This is a genomic window from Paenibacillus sp. FSL H7-0442 (assembly GCF_038593105.1).
In the GTDB taxonomy this organism is placed as follows: domain Bacteria; phylum Bacillota; class Bacilli; order Paenibacillales; family Paenibacillaceae; genus Paenibacillus; species Paenibacillus polymyxa_D.
The window spans coordinates 2,769,082-2,786,723 of sequence record NZ_CP151963.1; the positions used below are offsets into that span (position 1 = coordinate 2,769,082).

13 protein-coding genes are annotated in these 17,642 nt (G+C 43.5%); 7 read left to right on the top strand and 6 right to left on the bottom strand.

Annotation, left to right across the window (positions count from 1 at the left end):
* From MHH57_RS12145 to MHH57_RS12170, 6 genes are all read left to right on the top strand, one after another.
* Complete coding sequence (locus MHH57_RS12145; RefSeq protein WP_165150634.1) at window positions 1-1,407, top strand: response regulator; 1,407 nt, start codon at window positions 1-3, stop codon at window positions 1,405-1,407.
* Between the two features lie 47 nt (window positions 1,408-1,454).
* On the top strand, window positions 1,455-3,113 hold the full coding sequence (locus MHH57_RS12150) for an extracellular solute-binding protein (protein ID WP_342435127.1): 1,659 nt from the start codon (window positions 1,455-1,457) through the stop codon (window positions 3,111-3,113).
* A gap of 323 nt (window positions 3,114-3,436) precedes the next feature.
* Window positions 3,437-5,173, top strand: coding sequence for a sugar ABC transporter substrate-binding protein (locus MHH57_RS12155; protein ID WP_342435128.1), 1,737 nt, complete (start codon window positions 3,437-3,439; stop codon window positions 5,171-5,173).
* A gap of 62 nt (window positions 5,174-5,235) precedes the next feature.
* The gene (locus MHH57_RS12160) at window positions 5,236-6,150 is read left to right on the top strand and encodes an ABC transporter permease subunit (RefSeq protein WP_029515318.1); all 915 of its coding nucleotides are present in this window, start codon (window positions 5,236-5,238) and stop codon (window positions 6,148-6,150) included.
* 13 nt (window positions 6,151-6,163) lie between these two features.
* Window positions 6,164-7,057, top strand: coding sequence for a carbohydrate ABC transporter permease (locus tag MHH57_RS12165; RefSeq protein ID WP_023988798.1), 894 nt, complete (start codon window positions 6,164-6,166; stop codon window positions 7,055-7,057).
* Window positions 7,058-7,121: 64 nt separating this feature from the next.
* Window positions 7,122-8,759, top strand: coding sequence for an alpha-glucosidase (locus MHH57_RS12170; RefSeq protein WP_342435129.1), 1,638 nt, complete (start codon window positions 7,122-7,124; stop codon window positions 8,757-8,759).
* A 7-nt stretch (window positions 8,760-8,766) separates the two neighbouring features.
* Here MHH57_RS12170 and MHH57_RS12175 read toward each other — a convergent pair whose 3' ends face one another.
* The 6 genes from MHH57_RS12175 to MHH57_RS12200 all read right to left on the bottom strand — a co-directional run bounded on the left by MHH57_RS12175 (window position 8,767) and on the right by MHH57_RS12200 (window position 14,756).
* Complete coding sequence (locus MHH57_RS12175; RefSeq protein ID WP_165150639.1) at window positions 8,767-9,858, bottom strand: GerAB/ArcD/ProY family transporter; 1,092 nt, start codon at window positions 9,856-9,858, stop codon at window positions 8,767-8,769.
* 28 nt (window positions 9,859-9,886) lie between these two features.
* Window positions 9,887-11,089 carry a Ger(x)C family spore germination protein gene (locus tag MHH57_RS12180; protein WP_165150641.1) on the bottom strand — a complete coding sequence of 401 codons (1,203 nt, stop codon included), beginning with the start codon at window positions 11,087-11,089 and terminating at the stop codon, window positions 9,887-9,889.
* Window positions 11,090-11,098: 9 nt separating this feature from the next.
* Window positions 11,099-12,715, bottom strand: coding sequence for a spore germination protein (locus MHH57_RS12185; protein WP_029515313.1), 1,617 nt, complete (start codon window positions 12,713-12,715; stop codon window positions 11,099-11,101).
* A 183-nt stretch (window positions 12,716-12,898) separates the two neighbouring features.
* Window positions 12,899-13,588, bottom strand: a complete 690-nt coding sequence (locus tag MHH57_RS12190) for a metal-dependent hydrolase (protein ID WP_069011459.1) — start codon at window positions 13,586-13,588, stop codon at window positions 12,899-12,901.
* Window positions 13,589-13,699: 111 nt separating this feature from the next.
* Complete coding sequence (locus MHH57_RS12195) at window positions 13,700-14,335, bottom strand: FMN-dependent NADH-azoreductase (RefSeq protein WP_342435130.1); 636 nt, start codon at window positions 14,333-14,335, stop codon at window positions 13,700-13,702.
* A gap of 37 nt (window positions 14,336-14,372) precedes the next feature.
* Window positions 14,373-14,756, bottom strand: coding sequence for a tautomerase family protein (locus tag MHH57_RS12200; RefSeq protein WP_039274886.1), 384 nt, complete (start codon window positions 14,754-14,756; stop codon window positions 14,373-14,375).
* Window positions 14,757-14,983: 227 nt separating this feature from the next.
* Here MHH57_RS12200 and MHH57_RS12205 point away from each other — a divergent pair, with 227 nt between their 5' ends.
* Window positions 14,984-17,410, top strand: a complete 2,427-nt coding sequence (locus MHH57_RS12205) for an NB-ARC domain-containing protein (RefSeq protein ID WP_342435131.1) — start codon at window positions 14,984-14,986, stop codon at window positions 17,408-17,410.
* Window positions 17,411-17,642: the final 232 nt, after the last annotated feature.

The window sequence follows — 17,642 nt, forward strand, 5'->3', positions numbered from 1 at the left end:
ATGATTAAGGTATTGATAGTGGATGACGATAAATTAGTACGAAAAGGAATAAGCTCTGCGATGCCGTGGAACGAGTTCAATATGGAGGTTGTAGGAGAAGCAAGTAACGGGTTGAAAGCACTGGATTTTCTGAAAGCCCAACCGGTCGATCTGATGTTGACGGATCTCGCGATGCCGGTGATGTCAGGTATTGAACTGATGCGAGCTGCAAGGCAGCTCTATCCAGAACTACATATTGTCGTATTAACACTGCATCAAGATTTCGATTATATCCAGGAAGCGCTCAGACTTGGAGCCATCGACTATATAGCCAAAGTTCAGCTCGAGAAGGAGCAATTCGAACACGTGCTGCATCGAATACATGCTCGGATTGACGAGCTGGCGAATACAAGACGAAAGCTGCCTCTGCTAAGTGAGACCAATGTCCATTATCGCCATGTGTATGCACTTGTTTCACTGGATCGCAAGTCAGGACAGAGCTGGCCGATTGAACTGACATCCAATGTAGACGAGATCCGATGGGAGGTTGAACGGAACTGTTGGATGTGGACGGCACCCATGGACGTAGAGGATCAGCTGTTCCATAAACTGAAGGAATCCCTGGATCAAGTTCCCCAAGGCGCCTTGCTGGTTATATCCGATGTACAAGACCGAACATGGTCGCAAATCCAAAACTGGATTATGAATTATACAGAAACGTCCTTATTCTATGCATACAACCCTTATGATCCTGTCATTGCCGTTTCGATGGATGTGGAGGACTCTTTTCCAATAGAACCGAAGGATGAAGACATGGATCGTATTAAGCAAAGTTGGTTCCTATCACCATGGACCCACAACGATAGTTACTACAACCAACTGATTGAACAGCTCAAATCACTAAGACTGCATAAAGGCCAGCTGATGGGATTGCTATACTCTATAGTTATGGAATGGAATCACCTTTTTGCCCAGACTACGCTGGGTAGAATCTCAATGATCCATTCTTTTCAATCCTGGTACGAGGTAGAAGAGTGGATCAAGCAGACCTCTGAGGGCATTCGTAAGTCAGATGAACAGACTTCGTATTCACAGGAAATTGTAGACGCCGTGAAAAAAGCGATTATGATCATGCACAATGATTTGGACCAAGCTTTTACAGCTTCAGGTCTGTCCCAGCAACTGAACATCAGCCGAAGCTATTTCAGTCAATGCTTCAAGGATCTGATGGGGAAAACCTTTAATGAGTACTCCCGATTTATACGAATAGAGAAGTCTAAAGAGTATTTATTGAATACAAACAACACGATTTTCTGGATTGCGGAGCGAGTGGGTTATACGGATGAAAAATATTTCAGCCGAATTTTTCGCGAATTGACAGGTCTGCTACCAAGCGAATATCGACACCTCGGCAGAGGGGATAAATAGCGTACTCTCCCAGATGACCAATAAACCGGGCGAAAGAGGGGAAAGCGATGATTAAGAAGATGGCTGTATGTGTTCTTGTCGTCAGCTTAATTGCAGTGACCGTATATTTCAGCAAACCATACTTCCGGGAATCGCCAATGGGACCAACGAAAACAATCTCGGACACTACCGCTGCCGATCCATTTGGGAAATATGAACATCCCGTTTCCATCCGACTGGGATATGCGGTAGACCCAACAGGCGCGGATCTCTCTGGAGGAGAAACACTTGAGAAGAATATATGGAAAACGGTGATTAAACAAAACCTTAACATTGATGTTCAGGTATTATGGCAGGTATCGAAGGAAAATCTGAGTCAGAAAATCAACCTGGCTATCGCCAGCAATGATCTGCCGGATGCCATGATTGTAAATCAGCTGCAGCTGAACGAGATGATCAAGGCTGGTGAAATTGAAGATCTAACCGAGGCATACAATAGCAGCGCATCACCGGAAATAAAAAAAATTATTGATAGCACAAACGGATTGGCTATGGAACAAGTGACCTTCGCTGGCAAGATAATGGCTGTTCCTTCTGTGACAGCGGAAGACTTCAGCATGCTCTGGATTCGACAGGATTGGCTGGACCGTCTTGGACTGAAACCGCCGAAAACGGTAGATGATCTGGAAGCTATCGCCAAGGCCTTTGTGGAGAATGACCCAGATGGAAACAGTAAGCGGGATACGATTGGCCTTGCTTCAAGCACTGGACTGTATAACGATTTCAACAACAGTGCTTTTTCTTTTGATCTAACGCCAATCTTCGCAGCATATGGATCTTTTCCGGGATATTGGCTGAGCAAAGATGGAAAACCTGTATACGGTTCGGTTCTACCGGAAACGAAGGACGCCTTGGTCAAACTGCGTGAAATGTACGCCAAAGGCCTTCTCGATCCAGAACTGGGTCTCCGCAAAGAAGCGGAAGAAACAGTTATTAACGGTCAGGCGGGGATGTTCTTTCAAGGTTTTTATGCTGGGTACTGGCCCCTTCCGAGCGCTTGGCAGAACGAGCCGGAGGCGAACTGGCAAGCATACGCACTCCCACTGGATGCAAACGGTGCATACCATGTGAAGGTGGATAATCCGTCAAGTTCATTCTTGGTGGTACGAAAAGGATATGCTCATCCCGAAGCGATCATAAAAATTAACAATCTGTACCTTCGTGATGAGTTCAAGTACGGTACGCGTTTTATGCTGGGCCGCAATTTCTTAGCTCCGACAGATGAAGCACGATTTGAAACAAAGGCCGCGCAGGATATTCTGATGGGAACCAAAACACCCGCCGATTTCAAGGACAAGTCTGAATACAAATTGCTGGAAAATTTGGTTTCGACAATAAAACAAACCAAATTGAAGCCTTATGATCAATATGGTATTTCCTATTGGAATGAACACAGCAACAGCTTTATGCGGGGTTATTCGCTTCTAGTAGGCGGAAGAAATTTTTTCGATCCAAACATCCATAAAGTTCGAAGCCTTACCTATATACGAACTCCAACGATGGAGAAGGCTTGGGGTGAACTATCAAAACTGGAACATGATACATTTTTAAAAATTATTTTAGGCGCTGAACCGACCGATTCATTTGATCAATTTGTCGAGGAATGGAAGAAACAAGGGGGCGATCAAGTGACTGTGGAGGTGACTGCACTCCATAACCATCGCTGAAGATCATCATGAATGTGATACGATAAATTCTATAAGACACTTTTATAATTCCATTAATCAAGCCGACGATTCCTGTTTCAGGAGCTGCCGGTTTTTTTGTTCTTCACTTTGATTAGTAAGTAAGGATAGACAAATGTATGTCGGTAGGTAGGATAAATGCTTACAAGCCAACTTTGGCTTTTTGATCCCAAATGAACCCGCATACATTCCTCTATCCAAACAGACGTTCAATCCCTATCTCGATTTGTCTTCTCCGAGCTTTATAATGAAAGCGCAAACAACAATGATAGAGAAATATTCAGAACGAAGGGGAATCGAATGTGATGAGAACTAAATGGTTCATAAAAAGCAAATTGTTGACGAGACGTCTGGCTGCGCTGTCGATGTCTGCCCTGGTGATTTCAACCCTTGCAGCCTGTGGGGGCTCCTCCAACCCTCCCACTGCGGAGGAAGCGGGCAAGTATGAGGCAACACCGGGAGACCCATTCAGTGCCTATAAAGACGAAATAACCGTAACGATGGGGCGTGTGACTACAGCCAACCCGAAACTGCCGGCTGGAGATACGTATGAGAACAACGCGTATACTCGGCTGGTTAAAGAAAAGTTTAACGCTAAGATTAAAGACCAATTTGAAGCCAACGGAGAAGATTACAGCCGTCAGGTTTCTCTCGCCATCGCCTCTGGAGAACTGCCTGACATGATGCGTGTTGATTCCAAGGATGAACTCAAAGAACTGGTTGATAATGATCTGATTGAAGATATGACGGAAATTTACAAGCAGTATGCCACAGATAACATCAAGAACATATACGACTCTTATGAGGGCCGTGCATTGGACAGTGCGACGATAGATGGACGTTTAATGGGACTTCCGGCTACTTCCCTAGATTCCGCGCCAACCATGGTCTGGGTTCGTCAGGATTGGCTGGATCTACTGGGAATCCAACTTGACGCAGACGGAGACGGGGCCATCAAACTGGATGATGTGGAGAAAACGGCCGAGGAATTCTTGAAAAGAGATCCTGGCCAATCCGGGAAACCGGTAGGTATTCCCTTTGTGAACACCCTGAATACAAGTGACTATAATGCTTCTGCCTATACCATGCTCGGAGTTGCCTCCACCAAGGGTGCATTCCCTCAATACTGGTTGAAGGGGAAGGACGGCAGCATTGTTTATGGCTCGACAACTAAGGAAACCAAGCAGATGTTAGGCGTCATGGCAGATTGGTTCAAGAGAGGCCTCATCGACCCGCAATTTGGAACACGCACATTTGATGATATTACGGCACTGTACACCAACGGTCAAAGCGGCATTGCTTTTGGACCATGGCATATTCCTGACTGGGGTCTCAGCAGCGTGAAGCAGATGGATAAGAATGCGAAATTCACGGCTTACACTTTGGAGGATGCAGACGGAAAGGTAAACGTGGCACACGCCAATCCAGCCAATCAGTTTATCGTTGTGAGAAAAGGATATGAACACCCGGAACTCGCCGTTAAAATAGTAAACCTTTTCTACGATAAATTGGCAAATGATAAAAATGTGGAAACATCTATGCCAGAAGCCGCCAAGTATCAAGAGAACGGCGTAGACGGTTCTACCAGACCTTTTAATATTGAAGTCAACTCGGCTACCTCGCTGCTGGATGATTACTCTGACATTGTTCGCGGGATTAAAGGGGAGATTAGTTTGGATCAGGTCCGGACGACAGAATCAAAGAACAATATTAAAAGTATTCAAACCTACTTGAGCGATATGGATACGGATAACGTAACAGCCTGGGCGAAATATCACTCGCGTATCAACGGAGTGGGACTCATCGACAAACTGACACGGGAAAACAAATTCGTTTGGATGACACCCGCTTTCTCTGGCACTACACCAAGCATGAAACAGACATGGGCTAATCTGACTAAGATGGAGCAGGAATCTTTCATCAAAATCGTGACTGGTGCAGAATCTCTGGATTACTTCGATACTTTCGTTAGCAATTGGAAGAAACAAGGTGGTGACCAGGTAATTCAGGAAATTGAAGACGAGGCTGCATCCGAAAAATAAACAATCATGAACTGCTAGAAGGGCTGCGATAAGCAGCCTTTCTTCAGGAAAGGGGTCCATCCATGAAACAGGGAAATGATAGAGCAAAAGGTCGGTTGGGCACGGGTGCCATGTATCATTTGATGATGCTTCCGGGGATTTTATTTTTACTGGTATTCAGCTATGTTCCGATGGTCGGTGTCATTACGGCGTTTCAGGATTATATACCAGCCAAGGGGATGTTTGGCTCCAAATTTGTAGGGCTGAAGCATTTTATTTATATGTTTAAGCTGCCGGACATCGCACAGGTTTTTAGTAATACGTTGGTGATTGCCATTGCCAAGATTCTATTGGGAACAATGATGGCTATCATTTTTTCCATCTTGTTAAATGAGATCCGCATCAAATTCGTTAAAAAATCCGTACAGACAATTGTTTATTTGCCACACTTTTTATCCTGGGTAGTTCTAGCATCCGTGGTTGTTAACATGTTCAGTTTGGATGGAATTGTGAATCAAATTTTGGCTTTTTTCGGTCTGGAGAATATTAATTTTCTCGGCAGCAACACCTGGTTCCAGCCGCTGATTATTGGGACAGACGTGTGGAAGGAGTTCGGTTACAGTTCCATCGTCTATTTGGCTGCAATTACTTCGATTGATCCGGGTCTGTATGAAGCGGCAGGAATGGATGGAGCCAGCTGGTGGAGAAAAGTATGGCATATTACATTGCCAGGTATGCTGCCTATTATCCTGCTCATGGGAGTGATGAGTCTGACCAATATTTTGAGTGCCGGCTTCGATCAAATTTATAATCTGTATAATCCGGTTGTCTATGAGTCGGGAGATATTCTGGATACTTATGTATATCGGATTGGACTCGTTGGGCGACAGTATAGCTTCGGTACGGCTGTTGGCCTGTTCAAGTCAGTGATCGGTATTGTTTTGCTATTGTCCGCCAACCATTTGGCCAAGAAATACACCGACCGAAAAATATTCTAAGGAGGCAAAGCCTATGTCATATTCTGTAAGCCTAAAAGATCGAATTGGCCGGTTTGTCATCAATGCCATCGTCATATTGCTGGCATTGATCTGCCTTCTTCCGTTATGGAATATCGTTGCGATTTCATTCAGCAGCAGCGAGGCCGTGTCAGCTAATGCTGTAGGTCTCGTACCGGTCAATTTTACAACAGCAGCGTATACGAAAATTATCGATGATGCTCAGTTCTGGCGTTCCTTTGGCATATCTGTTCTACGTGTTGTGCTCACACTTATTCTCAACATGATTCTTATTATTTTAATGGCATACCCGCTCTCCAAGTCGAAAAGGGAATTTAGGGGTAGAAACATTTATATGAATGTCATGATTTTTGCCATGCTGTTCAGCGGCGGGATGATCCCGAGTTATCTACTGATCAAAAACCTCGATATGCTTAATACAATTTGGTCGCTTGTTCTACCGGGAGCTGTCCCTATATTCAGTGTCATCCTTGTCATGAACTTCTTCTCTGCTGTACCTAAGGCGCTAGAAGAAGCAGCATTCATCGATGGGGCGAATCCGCTCCAGGTCCTGTTCAAAGTGTATGTTCCCGTGTCCATCCCTGCGCTGGCGACGGTAGCACTATTCAGTATCGTGGGAACGTGGAATGATTTCTTTAGCGGTTTGATCTATATGACCCAAGTCAGCAATTATCCGCTAATGACTTATATTCAGTCCCTTAACGTGAACATTGCGGAACTTCTTCAATCCGGCACCAACTCAGCACAACTCAGCAACTTGACTGAAATTTCAAACAAAAATTTAAATGCGGCCAAAATCGTAGTCGCTGTCATCCCGCTGCTGCTGATTTATCCGCTGCTTCAAAAATATTTTGTGACTGGAATTGTTGTAGGATCGGTAAAAGAGTAATTATATGCTGTGACTTGCTTAAGATAAAAATACTATTTGTGTATTGGAAGGGTTGTAATGAACAATGGAAAATAAAAATTGGTGGAAAGAAATCGTTGTATACCAGATATATCCACGGAGTTTTCAAGATAGTAATGGTGATGGAATCGGCGATTTGAAAGGAATTGTTTCACGTCTAGACTATTTGCAGCAACTCGGTGTCGGTGCAATTTGGCTATCACCAGTTTGTAAATCCCCTCAGGATGATTTTGGTTATGATATTTCGGACTATCGGGATATTGATCCGATGTTCGGGTCTTTGGATGATATGGGGATGTTAATTCATGAGGCTGGGAAACGTGACATTCGAATCATAATGGATTTGGTGTTAAACCATACTTCCGATGAGCATCCCTGGTTTCAAGAAGCAAAAAAAAGCAAAGAAAATCCGTACCATGACTATTATGTCTGGAGAGATGGCGTTGAAGGAATGCCACCAAACGATTTGAGTTCCATCTTTGGTGGTTCAGCTTGGGAATGGGTACCCGAGATAGGACAATATTATTTACATCTTTTTTCTGTAAAACAGCCGGATCTCAACTGGGAAAACCCAAAAGTCCGGCAAGAGATTTACGAAATGATCAATTGGTGGATAAGCAAGGGTGTAGGCGGTTTTCGGCTTGACGTAATTGACTTAATCGGAAAAGAGCCAGATTTGAAAATTACCAGCAACGGGCCGAATCTGCATAAGTATATCAGGGAACTCAGCAAGGAGACGTTTCAAAAAGCTGGAGACCTGCTGACGGTTGGAGAAACATGGGGCGCTACGCCAGAGATCGCCAAATTGTATAGCAACCCGGACGGCAGTGAGTTCTCAATGGTATTTCAATTTGAACATATTAGTTTGGACGAACAAGAGGGGAAAGGGAAGTGGGATCTTAAGCCTCTAGATTTTCTAGAATTAAAAAAAGTGTTGTCTAAATGGCAGACAGAGCTGAAGGGGGATGCCTGGAACAGTTTGTTTTGGAATAATCACGACTTACCCCGAATCGTTTCTCGTTGGGGAGATGACGGAGAATACAGGATAGAATCGGCTAAAATGTTGGCAACCCTTCTTCATGGCATGCGAGGCACACCATACATTTATCAGGGGGAAGAATTAGGAATGACGAATGTTCAATATCCAATTGAAGACTATCGGGATATTGAGTTACTAAATTTCTACAAAGATAGAATTGAGAAAGGATACCCTGAAGATAAAGTTATGGAGTCAGTCTTTGCAAAGGGGCGTGATAACGCTCGAACACCAATGCAGTGGGACGCTTCCGACAACGCTGGTTTTACATTAGGGAACCCTTGGATTAAAATAAACCCGAATTATAAGGATATCCATGCACAAGAAAGTTTAAATAACCCTGAATCCATATTCCATTATTATCGGAAACTAATCCGATTAAGGAAAGATCATGAAGTGATCATATATGGGGATTATGAGCTGATGTATCCCGAGAATAAAGATTTGTTCGCTTACACTCGAACGCTGAAAGGAGCCAAACTACTTGTAGTATGTAATTTTCAAAAATACACAACCCATCTCCCACTTCAGAAAGAGCTGGCAGAGACTAAGCAGTTGCTAATATCCAATTATCCAAATAACATCTCTGAAATAGAAATGCGTCCTTATGAAGCGAGGATGTACCTTATCGATACACTCCATAAATGAAAAGGTCTCAGCTTTTTAGATTTCTTTTTTTGATGACAATAACCACAAATAGTAACAAAGGGAGGAGAATTTGAAAAATAGGAAACCAGGAATTAAGAACAAATTTCCGACCGATTACCATGTGATGAGTATAGTTAGGCGACAAAAAAGAAAGCCCATAAATAAGTGCAGCAAGGGGAAGAATCCATTTTTTAAATCCGACTCCAGTTATTTTTTCAAGTCCTATCACTGCACCGTTAAAAAATAAAGACATTTTGATGATCAAGCCAAGAAAAAGAAGCAAGGTGAAAAGGGCATCCATTCGTTCGAACAGATCTGCTAATTCAATCAACTGAACGGTTTCCAAAAGTGGAAGTGTGCTATTAGCGGCGATCTTAGGTCCGAGAACAAAAATATCCAATTGATTAATAAATGTTAGAGCAAGTGCGGTCACTATATAGGCAAAGAAAACGGGTTTTGTGAGATTCCGGCCTTTATGTACGAGCGGATAAAATACAAGAAATAACACAGTTTGTCCGAATGGAAAGGAGATAAGCTCAGGAATAGCGGCTTTAAATATGGGTTTCCATCCTTCCTCTAAAACTGGAAGGGAATTTTCCAAGTGAAAGAGACCAGTTGCCGGAATTAATATACTAATTATGGCGTATCCAAGTACAAAAAAAGGGAAAAGGAACAAGCAAAATAAGAAAAATGCTTTGTAGCCGTAACGAACCGTGTTGGATACAACCACGATTGTGATCAAGATGATGATCCACAAAGGGGTTTGGCGGAGCAATGTCATTACTGTCACCTCGCCTAAATCGCGTATGTTCCGAGAAGCTTCATATGTAAAATACAGCACAAAAAGTAAATTGATGAGTGTGCCCACATATTTCCCAGTGTAACGGCGAAACAACATGAACAAATCTAATTCAGGATCTTGATGGTGAATAACAAGATGGAGCTTTAGCAGAAGTAGTCCTGCTAAAGCTCCTATCAACATGACTAACCAAGCATCTTGATTTGCTTCAGCCCCCATTAAAAACAAAGTTGTACTTCCAACTTCAAATAAAGACATACAAATGATCAACTCGGATAGTCGGATTGTATTTTGACGCATGGCTTCAATTCACCTCTCCCTGTTTATCTTATTTCAACAGTTCGTTAAAAGATTTTTCGAATAATCCTGGACGTGCAAGCTTCATTTTTACATCTATTTTTATATCCATGTTTGCTAACTCTCCAGGCCACGTCTCTTTTATTTTTTTCCAGTCTTTTGGATACTTGTGATGGATTTTATTTCCAATACCGATAAGGTCGATATTCTTTTGCTGTAAGGCTTTCCAGCCTTCCTGAATTTGCAATTTGATCGTTTCTGCTGCTTGCATCTGCAATTGATGTGTACTTTGCATATTTTTCATTTCTCTTTGGGAAGAGGCTGACAGAAGATCACCGGTAGCTTTAACGTCAACGTTTAGGTAATAATGATTTAAATTCTTGATTGGCGTAACCTTAATCTTGGCTTTCCGGATGAGGAAAGCGGACGTAACATTCCCATCTACATAGTTTACAGTAGTGTTTTTAATCTGGTTGTTTAACCATGAAACCCCCATACTTTCCTTTTCATTTAGAAAGCCGACTCTCTTGTCTTTCTGAAAAATACTTAAACCCGATAACTTGAGTTTATTTTTGGCGGAGGTTTCCTTGAAAACATCAACAGAGTCTAGTTTCTCCGGCTCTGAACCCTCAAGAGATATTTCTGGAACTCCGGCTGCGCCACTATCGGAGCTAATTTTCGAAATAAATTCATACATGGATATTGCGGGGTAGATTGATCCTAATTTGCTATCTCTTTCTATAATCTTTTCTAAAGCTTGACCAGGAATTTTCTCTGGTGGTACAAGCTTTTTTAAAAAATCACGAGCCTCTCCGTTGGCAATGAATACTTTTACAGTTTCTCGTGAATCAAGGTTGCGGAGGTAAATATCAATAATCTCTTCAATGCCTTGTTCTGCTGCTTTTTTTCCAATAACGAGTATATTATTTTGGGCAAAATATAGTTTACGCGGGTATTCCAGGCTACTCTTCGTAACGGTTTCTCTCAATGTTTTTCCATGTGTAGAAAAGGTATGTACAGCGCTTTGCGATGCCCCGGTGGAAGAACCACCTGATCCAGTCGTCATAGCTGATGGAATTATGATTTGATAGGTATTGATCCAGTCGCCCTTATGGCCATCAATTCCAGTTGCTGTTGTGATGGCTAATTCGTTCAATTCTGTACGATCTACGCACCCTGTAAGTAATAACCCTGCAATAAACAGAACATAACTAACTCTTAATTGCCGCACCATTGATCTCTCCTATTTTTGGGTATCAGACTTGTCATTATTTTTGATTTCATCCGAACTAGCAGGGTATTGGTGAGCTGCCTGTCTTGTCTGGTTATGGCCTGATTTTTCGCTAGGTCTGGTTTTCATAGCCCACCACGGAGCTCTGATGATAAGGTCCTTCATATTAGATTTAAAGGTGGGGCTGTAGGGCACAAAATAATCAACTCCGAATGATTTGAGAGATACAAGATGAACAAGAAGGGGGATAATTCCTATCAGAATACCGAATAAGCCCAGAGCCCCCGCCAGTAGCATAAGTGCAAAACGCAACAACCTGACTGCTGAAGCCATACCAAAATACGGGATGACAAAGTTCGATATAGCAGTGAAGGCAACAACGATAACCATTGCACCTGAGACCAGTCCGGCTTGCACCGCTGCCTGCCCGATAACCAGAGCTCCTACAATGGAAACGGCTGGTCCGATGACCCGTGGCATTCGCACACCTGCTTCACGAATCACTTCAAACATCAATTCCATCATTAATGCTTCAATTAATGCAGGAAAAGGAGTTCCTTCCCGTTGAGCCATCAGCGTAATTAACAGCGTGGTGGGGATCATTTCCTGTTGGAAAGTCGTCAAGGCTATAAATAGAGAGGGAAGCAACAATGAGACTAGAAAAGATACCACACGAAGAGCCCTTAAAAAAGTTGAAATGTCATATCTCTGGTAGTAGTCTTCGGCCGTTTGAAAGAAATTGAAGAAAGTTACAGGTGCAATCAGAGCGAATGGCGTCCCATCAACCAGAACAGCTACTTGTCCGTCTAAAAGGCTACCTGCGACAGTATCCGGACGCTCTGAGTTTAGCATGGTGGGAAAGAGACTAAGTGGTTCATCCTGTATGAATTCTTCGATATAGCCACTTTCAAGTATGCTGTCTGTATCAATGGATTGAAGCCGTTTTGTAATTTCCCGTATTACTTCTGGATTAGCGACATTTTCAATGTAAGCTAATATGACTTTAGTTTGTGTATATCGTCCAATAACGTGACTTTCAAATTTAAGGTCAGGTGTCCGCAATTTTCTTCTGATCAGTGTAATGTTAGTTGAGACATCCTCTGTAAATCCTTCTTTAGGACCCCGTACTACGGTCTGAGTACTGGGTTCCTGAATAGCCCGTCTTACTCCGCCTGCGATGGAAACTGCCAAAGCATAGTTGTTTCCGTTGATGACAATGACAGCATTCCCGGAGAGAATGGCTTGATATACCTCATTTTGCGAATGTATCATTTGAATATTTCCTGCTGGAATTGTCTTCTTTAATAGAGAGACCGTGCTATTTTCACCAAGCTTAGAGGAAGATTCAGAGAGCTTTTCTGTAATTAAACCTTCCATTAAATCGGAAAGTAAGTTTTGATCAATTAATCCCTCGATATAACATACTGCGAGATGACCGGCATGGGCAGGATTTTCGGAAAAATTACGAATGATAAAATCAGGACCTTGTCCGAGTTTCGATTTGAGTAAAGACAGAGTTTGGGGCAATGACGGATTAATGGGGTCAGTTGTTTGCTGATTGGACTTTTCACTATCTTGTCTACGCCTTCTTTCAGGTCTCAGAACGTTTCTAAACCAACCTAACAACACAAGTTAACCCCCTTGCTTTATTGATAAAGCATATTTTATCCTCTAAGACCTAAAATATACTTCTTAAGAGCAGTTGATTCCAAAGTTAACCATTAAAATCCAAAAAATCAAAAGCGGGCGCCGTCCAACAGAGGAGAGCGCCCGCTTTTGATTTTTTGGAAATAACTAAATTCAACTAGCAGGTCAGGGAATCAACTCGAGCCCTTCTCCCGGTTCCAACACTTTCCCTACCCCTTCCTTTAGAAGCGAAGCGAAGTAGTGAGGGTCTTGTTTGATATGAGGGAACGTATTGAAATGGATCGGCACAACTTGTTTCGCTTGAAGCCATTCAGTTGCCAGCGCAGCATCTTCTGGACCCATAGTATGGTTGTCTCCGATCGGCAGAAATGCCAAATCGATATTGCTGAGTTCTCCAATCACCTTCATATCGTAGAACAAACCTGTGTCTCCTGCGTGGTAAATCGTTCTGCCCTCTGCTGTGAACAGAATCCCTGTAGGCATTCCCGTATAGATGATTGTTTTAGTCTCCAGATTAACGAGGCTTGAGCTATGAAAAGCCTGGGTTAATTTCACTTTTCCAAATTCGAATTGATAAGCTCCCCCAATGCTCATGGCGTGGGTTCGTACACCTTGCCAACTGAGAACATCCGCTAGCTCTGCCGATGCGATTACCAGCGCGTCATTTCGTTTTGCAATTTCCACAGTATCTCCAACATGATCCCCGTGGCCATGGGTCAGAAGGATTACATCAGCCTGCACGTCGGCTGCTTCCAGATCGGTGTTGGAGTTGCCTGTAATAAAAGGATCAATAAGAATAATTGTGCCATGGGTTTCGATTTTTACAACCGAATGTCCATGATAAGATACTTTCATTTTTCTTCCCCCTTGGTCAAATCGGCGGTGCCGGGTTTATTCAGATTAATGTGATGTAACAAACCATTGCCACGATATTGACTAATCTCCAATCGCTATCGAAACATACTCTTAGAAATTCTTCGCAGCATTGCGCGCTTTTTCAATTGCTTCGGCTTTGATTTGGGGAGCGCGGTCTCCCGCCGTGGACAGACCTTCCACAAATAGGCTATCAAAGTCTGTTACGCCGACAAAATTCAAAACCGTCTTCAAATGACGGCTTCCATTCTCGCGTTCCGCCACAGGACCTTCCGAATAGATGCCGCCGCTAGCTTGAATGTGGAATGCTTTTTTGTTATGCAGCAGTCCAACGGGGCCATTCTCCGTGTATTTGAATGTTTTGGCTCTGACGCAAAAGGAATCAATGTATGCCTTCAATACCGGAGGGTAAGAAAAGTTCCACATGGGTGTAACGAACACGTACTTGTCCGCAGTGACAAACTCTTCGAGCAAATGATTCAGTTGGGTTATTTTTTCTTGCTGCGCGGCAGTCAATTGATCAAACGATGCTCCCGTTTGAAGCTTGCCCCATGCCTCCAATACATCTGCATCGATATGCGGAATGTCTCGTTGATACAGATCTACGTGCACAATCTTATCTTCTGGGTGACTTTCTTGATAGGCTTGTACAAATTGCTCGTCAACGGAAAGGCTGTAAGATGCTTCAGGATTACCAGGATGCGCAGTGATATAAAGAATAGTCGACATAATTATATTTTCTCTCCTTCTTAAATAAAATTACGATTTAAACAATAAAAGGGGCGATGCCGTTGCCATAAGACCAGTTGTCTTTCGTGACTTCAATTAAATTGATAAAAACATCCTCGGTTCTAATGTTGCACTGCTCATGCAGTTGTTCAGCTAATGCCGCATAGAACTCTTTTTTTACTTCAGACGATCTGCCGACATTCAAAATGATTTGAACAATGAGAAATCCATCGCTTCTTTCAATGTCCAGACAGTTTGGATCAAAGTTGAAGTTCTCTCGGTTGTGTTCCTCGATAATCAAAAAACGATCATTTTCAGGCACTTGCAGCTTGTCCACGATCGTTTGCGAGACGACCTCTTTAATACGGGCTTTAGCTTCGCTCGAACGTCCTTCCAACGTGACGATACGCGTTAAAGGCATGTAGATTACCTCCTCTTTTTGTTGATATGCTTTATTCTATCTGTTAAAATCCAGAACACGAATGACATGAGTTCGTGTTAGTTCGTGTCAGAGATGCTCAAACTATTGAAGCCAGGTGATAAGATGGAAGACGAAAAATCTTTGAAAGATTGGCCCCATGATTGGATTAAAAAATTCGTTCCAGGCCCGCTAGACATAACCTTTCCAAACGAACACGGCAAGTTGACTTGGCAAGGCAAGTTGGCGTCGATCCACGAACCGTTCAACAGTGGGAGAACGGAGATCGTCTTCCCAGCGTTGGCAGCCTCAAACGTTTGATTCAAGTCTTTTTGGAGGAAGGACTCTTCCTGGAGGGAGCCCAGCGGAAAGAGGCTGAGGAGCTTTGGCTTGCAGTAAAACGCTTTTCGGAAGTGCGCTCTGCAACAAAACGGGAGTTTCCGGATTTTGATGTCACTTGGTTTGAAACCGTTGCTTCGTTCGAAGGTTCCGCGCAGGAAGGTCGGGTTGCCACGCAAGCCGTTTCACTTGCAAGGCAAAGTCAGTTACCGAAGCCTCCTTCTCTCTTTATAGGAAGAAACCAATCCATGGCTGACCTGAAAGAACAGCTGAAGTTCCATTCCCTTGTGTCAATCGTAGGACCCGGAGGGATAGGGAAAACATCACTTGCTGTTCGAGTCGCTTCAACGCTTGCTGAAACGTATCCGGACGGTATTTGGATGTTCGAATTCGGCGCCGTAAAGGATCATCATTTTTTGGGCCAGTATCTGTTATCCACTATGGGACTGCAAAATCAAGGGAATCGAACTGATCTCCAAACCATATTAGATGTAATCTCCGAGAAAAGAATGATGTTTATTTTCGACAACTGCGAACACATCATTGATGCATGCGCGGCTTTAGCTGAATCACTCCTGATGGCTGCGCCAACACTAAGCATCATGGTCACGAGCCGAGAAGCCTTGAACATTTCGGGGGAATACGTCTATCGGATTCCCCCGTTATCCTTTCCAGGTGAGGAGTATTCGCTGGAGGTGCTTTCCGAAGAAGAAATCAAGGAATTTGAAGCCGTGCAACTGTTTATGGAACGTGCGCTTTTGGTTGCTCCTAAGCTTCAACCCACGCTGGCAAACTTGCAGCTTGTAGGTGCCATATGCAAAAAATTAGAAGGGATTCCGTTAGCCATTGAGCTTGCGGCTTCCAGAATGAGTATGTTGACATTAGAACAGATGGAAGAACGTCTGGCGAGTCTGCTGACATTATTGACTGCTGGAAAACGAAATGCTGTGCCTCGGCAAAAAACGCTGAAATCTACAATCGATTGGAGCTACGATCTACTAACCGGCAAGGAGCAACTGCTTCTGAGAAGGCTCAGTGTATTTTCGGGAGGGTTTACGTTGGAGGCAGTGGAGCGGATCTGTAGCTGCGAACCCACATTGCCCACCCGTGATGATAAACTTGCTCGGGAAGATATGCTTGATCTGTTATCCGGACTGGTCAACAAGTCACTCGTCTCAATCGAAACCAGTGATGACTACCGCTACATCCGTTATTTCATGCTGGAAGCCATTAAGGAATATGCTGGCGAGAAGATGCGGGAAGAAACTGACGGCCGTAACAGACATGTTCTTCTTGAACGTCATGCTCAATATTACAGCCAAATTTTGAATCGTGCCGAGGCCAAGTTCAGGACTCGAGAGCGTGATGCCTGCCTTGATGAAGTGAGACAAGAATATGCAAACCTGCGCTCAGCCATGCAATGGTGTTATCAGAATGATGCACATACCAACTCAATTGGATTTCATATGGTTTCAAACCTTTACTGGTTCTGGCTTCATGAAGGCAGATTAAAGGAGGGGATTTTTTGGCTTAATCGTTTTCTGGAAAGTACCGTTCATAAAGAACTGCCTGGTGGAGATTTTGCCAAAGCATTGCATGGGCGGGGCGTCATTCAATTGGTTCAAGGAAACGTTGAAGAAGCCATGGTTTCAGCTGCACGCAGCGCTGAGCTCGCCCGTGATCTGAACCATTCTGCACAATTAGCCTCTTCTCTTCGTCTCATGGCATTTATTTATATCAACCAGCTACTTTTGAAAGATGCCGAGCCTCTCGTTAAGGAGAGCGTTGATATTGCCAGGAAAACGAAGGACATGTGGAATTTGGCGGCTTCGTTGCATGCTTACGGAAAGCTAAAGCTGGAACAAAAGGAGTATCATGAAGCATCCATGCTTCTAAAAGAGAGCGTGTACTTCTTCGAATCGGTTCAGGATAAATGGGAAGTATCCGGTCCGTACGAAAGCCTCGGTTATGCTGCCTTGAAACTTGGGCAGACCGATCAATCCATTGAATGCTTCAAAAATAGCATTGCGATCAGCCAAATTTACAAAGGGACATGGATTCTCTCTCGCGGAATAGAAGGGTTGGCTATAGCTTTATGGGCAAAGAAGGCTTATCCAGAAGCGGTCATCCTTCTGAGTGCTGCTGAGAAATGTCGCGAAAGCTTCGGAGGTGCTGCCGTTCCGAATTTTCCCGTGGAGCATAATGCAGTGCTTCTTGATCTTCAACATGTTTTAATTGAACAGGAAATACGCGATATTTGGAACAAAGGAAAGAGTCTAACGAAAGACCAGATTCTCGCATATTCTTTAGAAACTTAGGTGTGCAAGCCTCCCTGAAAATCTGATCGTCCAAACGATGGACAGCCTCATTGACAACACGAACAAGGTGATAGTACAAAGAAACCGTTCCTTTCGTAAATGGTGGGTCGCACTTCCATTTACCAAGACGGTTTCTTTTTGTTTTACATCTTTGAGAAAAGCGGTCTTCCTGTGGGGCATGCAGTTTATGAACGGCCAATAAAAGTCAAAAAATTGGTGTCTGCATTTCATG